The sequence below is a fragment of the Actinotalea ferrariae genome (assembly GCF_019733465.1).
GTDB lineage: Bacteria > Actinomycetota > Actinomycetes > Actinomycetales > Cellulomonadaceae > Actinotalea > Actinotalea ferrariae_A.
The window spans coordinates 1-6001 of sequence record NZ_JACVQL010000194.1; the positions used below are offsets into that span (position 1 = coordinate 1).

General features: G+C 74.3%; 7 protein-coding genes and 1 pseudogene. 2 read left to right on the top strand and 6 right to left on the bottom strand.

What is annotated here, in order from left to right; translation table 11 throughout:
* Positions 1-252, top strand: a pseudogene (locus ICW40_RS15040) (SseB family protein); the annotation flags it as partial.
* Between the two features lie 34 nt (positions 253-286).
* Here ICW40_RS15040 and ICW40_RS15045 read toward each other — a convergent pair.
* The 6 genes from ICW40_RS15045 to ICW40_RS15070 all read right to left on the bottom strand — a co-directional run bounded on the left by ICW40_RS15045 (position 287) and on the right by ICW40_RS15070 (position 4899).
* Positions 287-715, bottom strand: a complete 429-nt coding sequence (locus ICW40_RS15045; protein WP_221654830.1) for a spore germination protein GerW family protein — start codon at positions 713-715, stop codon at positions 287-289.
* A 47-nt stretch (positions 716-762) separates the two neighbouring features.
* Positions 763-1536 (bottom strand): S1C family serine protease, encoded by a 774-nt coding sequence (locus tag ICW40_RS15050; protein WP_308121836.1) that lies wholly within the window; start codon positions 1534-1536, stop codon positions 763-765.
* On the bottom strand, positions 1533-2312 hold the full coding sequence (locus tag ICW40_RS21135; RefSeq protein ID WP_260459268.1) for a keratin: 780 nt from the start codon (positions 2310-2312) through the stop codon (positions 1533-1535). The genes ICW40_RS15050 and ICW40_RS21135 overlap by 4 nt, the downstream gene beginning before the upstream one ends.
* A gap of 124 nt (positions 2313-2436) precedes the next feature.
* Positions 2437-2814, bottom strand: a complete 378-nt coding sequence (locus ICW40_RS15060) for a DUF1844 domain-containing protein (RefSeq protein WP_221654831.1) — start codon at positions 2812-2814, stop codon at positions 2437-2439.
* Between the two features lie 76 nt (positions 2815-2890).
* Entirely contained in the window at positions 2891-4387 is a 1497-nt protein-coding gene (locus tag ICW40_RS15065; protein ID WP_221654832.1) for a catalase, read from the bottom strand.
* Between the two features lie 104 nt (positions 4388-4491).
* Positions 4492-4899 carry a Fur family transcriptional regulator gene (locus ICW40_RS15070; protein WP_221654833.1) on the bottom strand — a complete coding sequence of 136 codons (408 nt, stop codon included), beginning with the start codon at positions 4897-4899 and terminating at the stop codon, positions 4492-4494.
* Positions 4900-5333: 434 nt separating this feature from the next.
* Here ICW40_RS15070 and infC point away from each other — a divergent pair.
* Positions 5334-6001, top strand: a 668-nt coding sequence (infC, locus tag ICW40_RS15075; RefSeq protein WP_260459269.1) for a translation initiation factor IF-3, incomplete at its 3' end; no start/stop codon positions are given.

A 6001-nucleotide genomic window follows, 5' to 3' on the forward strand; every position in this document is an offset into this window, starting at 1 on the left:
GTCGCCGACGGCATCGTCCGGCCGGGGCTCGCGGACGGCGTGCGGTCCGCGCTCGCCCACGTGCGTCACGTGGCGGGGGTCGACGTCGTCCCCGGGCGCGGCGCCGAGGTGGCGGTCGTGCTCGCGGTGCAGGCGGGCCTCGACCGGGCCTCGCTCGACGCGGTCCTCGCCGAGGTCGGTGCCGCGCTGTCGGCGACCGCGCTCGCGGCGGAGGCGGACTCGGTCGAGCTGCGGGTCGTCGCCGCCCCCTGAGCGACCGCCGACGGCGAGCCGGCGGCAAGGCTGCTCAGCGGCGCCGACGCCGGGCGCGCAGCGCCCACGAGAGGGCGACGACGGCGACCGCGCCGACGAGCTGCCCGCCCAGGATCACCCGGCCGAGGTCGAGCGCGGGACGCCACTCGACCTCGGTGCCCCGCACGACGTAGACGCCGAGCGGCGTGACCGCGACACCGAAGCCGCCGCCACCGCCCGACCCTGATCCCTCGCCGCGCGCCTCTGCCGCGGTCGTGCCCGCGCCGAGCTCGCCCGAGCCCCAGCCCGACCCCGTCCCGCCGACAACCCGTGCGACGGGCACGATCGTGACGCCGTCCTGGTGGACGGGCTCCCCGAACGCGCGCCGGACGTTCAGGACGTCCCCGGCGACCCGCGTCACGACGCCGCCCCGGCCACCGCGTCGGCGGCGCTCGCGTCCCGTGCGTCCCTCGTCCTGCGTCATGTGCGACTCCTTCGTCGGTACCGGCCGTGCCGTCGGTGCGGTCGTGCTCAGGGCTCGCAGCCCGCGGTGGGGGTGAAGGCGGCCTCGTCGGCGAGCAGCGTGCGCAGGGTGCTCACCGGCACGATGAAGCTCTGCCCGGAGGCGTTCTTCGCGTACACGACGCCGACGACGCGCCCGGCCTCGTCGAGCACCGCGGAGCCCGAGCTCCCGGGCTCGACGGCCGCGTCGGTCACGAGGACCTCTCCCAGGTTCGCGTTGAGGGGGTCCGTCGTGCTGCCGATCACCTGTCCCGTCGTCAGGGTCAGCGCGCCGCCCTGCGGGTAGCCGACGACGGTGACCGCGTCACCGGGCACGGGGTCGCTCCCGGCGAGCTCGGGGAAGCTCGGCAGCTCCTCGGCGGTGCGGACCACCGCGAGGTCGGCGAGCGCGGCGGTGCTCGCCGCCGTCACGTCGACGTCACGGCCGTCGTAGGTCGAGACCTGGAGGTCCGCCGAGTCCGCGACCACGTGCTTGTTCGTGATGAGCGTCGTCGCGTCGATCGCGAAGCCCGAGCCCGTGGAGAGCGAGCTGCACCCGACGTTGCGGATGCGCACGGCGAGCCGCTCGACGGCGTCGAAGCCGTCGGGGGAGAGGTTGCCGGTGCCCGACTGCTCGATGGGCGCCTCGCTCGGCACGAAGTCCGTCTGTGCCGGGCCGGGCATCTGCGGCACCGCGTCGCCGACCTGCTCCACCATCGAGTCGACCGACGCGCACGCCGTCAGCGCGGCGGCGGCGAGGAGCGCCGCGATCCCGCGCGTGGCGGCCCGGAGCGGCCGCCTCACTGGGACAGCTCCCGCTGGAGCGCCGCGTTGGCGTCGGTGGCCTGCTGGCACAGCGTCTGGACCTCGTCGCCGAAGCGCTCGAGCTCGACGGGGTCGTACTGGGCGGCGTTCTCCATGTAGCCGATGAGCTGGTTCTGGCCCTGCACGCACTGGTCGAGCGCGAGGGCGACCGTGCCGGCCGCCTCGGAGACGCGCTCCTGGTAGTCGACGAGCTGGCGCTGGACCTCGCGGTCGTCCCCGAGCTGCGCCTTCTCGTCGGCGAGCTCGACGATCCGCTCGTTCGCCGTCGCGAGCTGGGTGCGGACACCCTCGAGCTCGGCCCGCGCACCCTCGAGGGAGGCTCGGGTGGTCGCCAGCTCCGTGCCGAGCCCCTCGGCCGCACGGCGGTACTCCTCCGCGCGGTCCTCCCAGGCGGTGGAGGTCCGGTAGAGGTGCACGGCGGCAGCCGCGGTGAGCAGCAGCAGGAGCACGAGGACGCCGAGGAGCACGACCCGTCGCGTCGGCGCCCGCCGCGTCCGGCGCCCGTCAGCCGTGCCGCCGGCCGTGCCGGTGGCCGGGCTCGCCGCAGCGGCGTCCTGGGGTGCCCTGCCGTTCTCAGCGGTGCCGGACGCCGTGCCGCCCGCAGCGGTGCCCGACGCCGCGTCGTCCGGGGCGTCCCCGGCCGTGGGTCGCGGGGCGCCGTCGGACGACGGCGTCCCGCCCGTGCCGCCCGGCCGTGGTGCGGGGACGACGGGCGGCGCCGTGGCGCTCCGGTCGGCCGTCGACGGGTCGGTCATGCGGTCAGGATAGGAGAGTCGGCACGCGCTGTGACCGCCGTCCCGCGCCGGGTGGACGGCGGGACGGCAGCCCGTGCTGCGGACCCGGGTCGGTACGCCGGCCGCCGGCGTGCCGGACGAGCGCTCAGCGCACCGGGCCGGTGAGCTTCTCACCGGGGCCCTCGCCCGGCGCGTCCGGAAACGGAGAGGCCTCGCGGAAGGCGAGCTGCAGCGACCGCAACCCGTCGCGGAGCGAGCGCGCGTGCTGGTTGCCGATGTCCGGGGCGGCGGCCGTCACGAGCCCGGCGAGGGCGGAGATGAGCTTGCGCGCCTCGTCGAGGTCGGTGAGGTCCGACCCGCGCACGCCGTCGGCGTCGGGGCTCAGGCCGCACTTCACCGCCGCGGCGCTCATGAGGTGGACGGCTGCCGTCGTGATGACCTCGACCGCGGCGACGTCGGCGATGTCGCGGAGCGCGTCCCCCGAGCCGTCGGTGGGAGGGGTGGCCGGGGTCTGCTCGCTCATGCCCCGATCCTGCCACCGGATCGGGACCCGGCCGCGCGAGCGGCAGGCCCCGACCCGGTCGTCGTCGGACGGCCCGTCAGGCGACGGGCAGCGCCGAGGTCGCGGGCTGGCCGGTCTCGACCGGCGCCGTGCCGGTGAGGTTCGCGCGGAGCGCAGCGCCGAGCCCGGCGTCGACCTGCGTCCAGTACGCGATCGCGCGCTCGCGGATGTCCTCGCTCTTCACACCGCCGACGTGGCCGGTGATCGTGTCGAGGAAGCGTGCGCGGGCGGCGTCGTCGAACACCTCGCGGTAGAGCGTCCCGGCCTGGCCGAAGTCGTCGTCCTCGGGGTGCAGGGTCGAGGCGGCGCGCACCATGGCGCCGTCGGACTCCCAGCCGGACTCGCCCGCGCGGGCCGGCTCGGCGTGCGCACCGCCGCGCGAGTTCGGCGCGTAGACGGGCACGTCCGGCGCGTTGAAGGTGTAGCGCGCGGCGCCGTCCTGCGAGTACGAGTGCACCGGCGCGGCGTGCGGCGCGTTGACCGGGAGCTGCGCGTGGTTGGTGCCCACGCGGTACCGGTGCGCGTCGGCGTAGGAGAAGATCCGCGCGAGCAGCATCTTGTCGGGGCTCGCCGCGATGCCGGGCACGAAGTTCGACGGGGCGAACGTCGCCTGCTCGATCTCGGCGAAGTAGTTCTGCGGGTTGCGGTTGAGCTCGAGCGTGCCGACCTCGATGAGCGGGTAGTCCGCGTGCGGCCACACCTTCGTCAGGTCGAACGGGTTGAACCGGTACTCCGCGGCGTCGGCGTAGGGCATGACCTGGACCGACAGCGTCCAGGACGGGAAGTCGCCGCCCTCGATGGCCTCGTGGAGGTCGCGGATGTGCACGTCGGCGTCCGAGCCCGCCAGCTGCGAGGCCTCGTCGGGGCCGAGATTGCGGATCCCCTGGTCGGTGCGGAAGTGGTACTTGACCCAGAACCGCTCGCCCTCGGCGTTGACCCACTGGTACGTGTGCGAGCCGAAGCCGTCCATGTGCCGCCACGACGCCGGGATCCCACGGTCGCCCATGAGCCACGTGACCTGGTGCGCCGACTCGGGCGACAGCGTCCAGAAGTCCCACTGCATGTCGTTGTCGCGCAGGTGGGAGCCCGGCAGACGCTTCTGCGAGTGGATGAAGTCGGGGAACTTGATGCCGTCGCGGATGAAGAAGACCGGGGTGTTGTTGCCCACGAGGTCGTAGTTGCCCTCGGTCGTGTAGAACTTCAGCGCGAAACCGCGGGGGTCCCGCCAGGTGTCGGGGGAGCCCTGCTCACCCGCGACGGTCGAGAAGCGCGCGAGCGTCTCCGTGACGGCGCCCGGCTGGAACAGCGCCGCACGGGTGTACCGGCTGACGTCGTGCGTCGTCGTGAACGTCCCGAACGCCCCGCCACCCTTGGCGTGCACGACGCGCTCGGGCACGCGCTCGCGGTTGAACTGCGCGAGCTTCTCCACCAGGTAGTGGTCGTGCAGCACGACGGGTCCGTCGGCCCCGACGGTCAGCGCATGGGCGTCCGAGGCGACGGGCGCCCCGGCGTTCGTGGTCGTGAACGGCGTCACGGTGGTCCTTCCGGTCGTGCCGCGCCGGGAGCTGGCTCCGGGCACGGCGGTGCTCGCCCGCCGGCGTGCGCCGGGGGCAGGTCCTCGGGGTGCGGTCGGGCGGCTCAGCCGCCCTGGCACGCGGGGCACAGGCCCCAGTAGGTGACCTCCGCGGTCTCGACGGTGAAGCCGCTCGTCGAGCTCGGGGTCAGGCAGGGGGAGGGGCCGACGGCGCAGTCGACGTCGTCGATCGCCCCGCAGCCCCGGCAGACGACGTGGTGGTGGTTGTCGGCGACCCGCCGCTCGTAGCGCGCGGGGTGCCCGGCCGGCTCGATGCAGCGCAGCAGGCCGGCGTCCGTGAGCGCGTGCAGCACGTCGTAGACGGCCTGGACGGACACGGTGGGGACGGTGGCGCGCACCTCGGTGAGGACGGCGTCGGCGGTCGCGTGCGGCAGGCGGCCGACGGCGGCGAGTACGGCGAGGCGTGGCGCGGTGACACGGAGCCCGGCCTCGCGCAGGGTGGCGCTGTCCATGGCCCGATCATGGCGCCTTTTCTGGAATGGTTCAAGAATCGGGACGGAAGCGGCGTGTCGCGGCCCGGGCAGGGCTGTCGGGGGTCCACCCGCCGAGCTCCCGGCGGGTGCTACCATGGACGAGACCGATCGGTGAGCCATGCCTGCATGCAGGCGGACGCGAGCCGGTGTGCAAGTGGAGCAGATCCCACCCGAGCCCCGACGTGTCGCCTCGTGCGGCCGACAGGGTGCCGGGTCCCGGTCCGAGGGCAGTGGCTCAGGCTCCTGCCCGGTGTCGCCCGTGCCCTCGGGTCGGCGACGCCGTCGGACGCAGGCCTCCGCGAGCACTCAGCAGCGGAGGCCTTCTTCGTTGCTCGAGGTCCCACCACGAGTACGAGGAGCAGCACATCAGCGAGCCCCGCATCAACGATCGGATCCGCGTCGCCGAGGTCCGACTGGTCGGCCCCAACGGCGAGCAGGTCGGCATCGTCCGCGTGGAGGACGCCCTTCGTCTTGCCCAGGAGGCGGACCTCGACCTCGTCGAGGTGGCCCCTGACGCCAGGCCCCCGGTCTGCAAGCTCATGGACTACGGCAAGTTCAAGTACGAGGCCGACATGAAGGCCCGTGAGGCGCGCCGGAACCAGGCCAACACGGTTCTCAAGGAGATCCGCTTCCGCCTGAAGATCGACCCGCACGACTACGGCACGAAGAAGGGCCACGTCGAGCGGTTCCTCAAGGCGGGCGACAAGGTCAAGGTCATGATCATGTTCCGTGGTCGCGAGCAGTCGCGCCCGGAGATGGGCGTGCGCCTCCTGCAGCGGCTGGCGGACGACGTCGCCGAGCTCGGCTTCATCGAGAGCATGCCGAAGCAGGACGGCCGCAACATGATCATGGTGCTCGGGCCGACCAAGAAGAAGGCCGACGCCAAGGCCGAGCAGCAGCGCAAGAAGGCGACCGAGGCCCCGGCCGAGGCGCCGTCCGAGCGCCCCGCCCGGACGCAGGCGCCGGCGGCCGCGGCCACCTCGGCTCCGGCCACCTCGGCTCCGGCCACCACGGCACAGGCCCCCGCCCCGGCGGCGGCCCCTCCGGCCGCGACGTCGCCGGCTCCGGCTCCGGCCGAGGC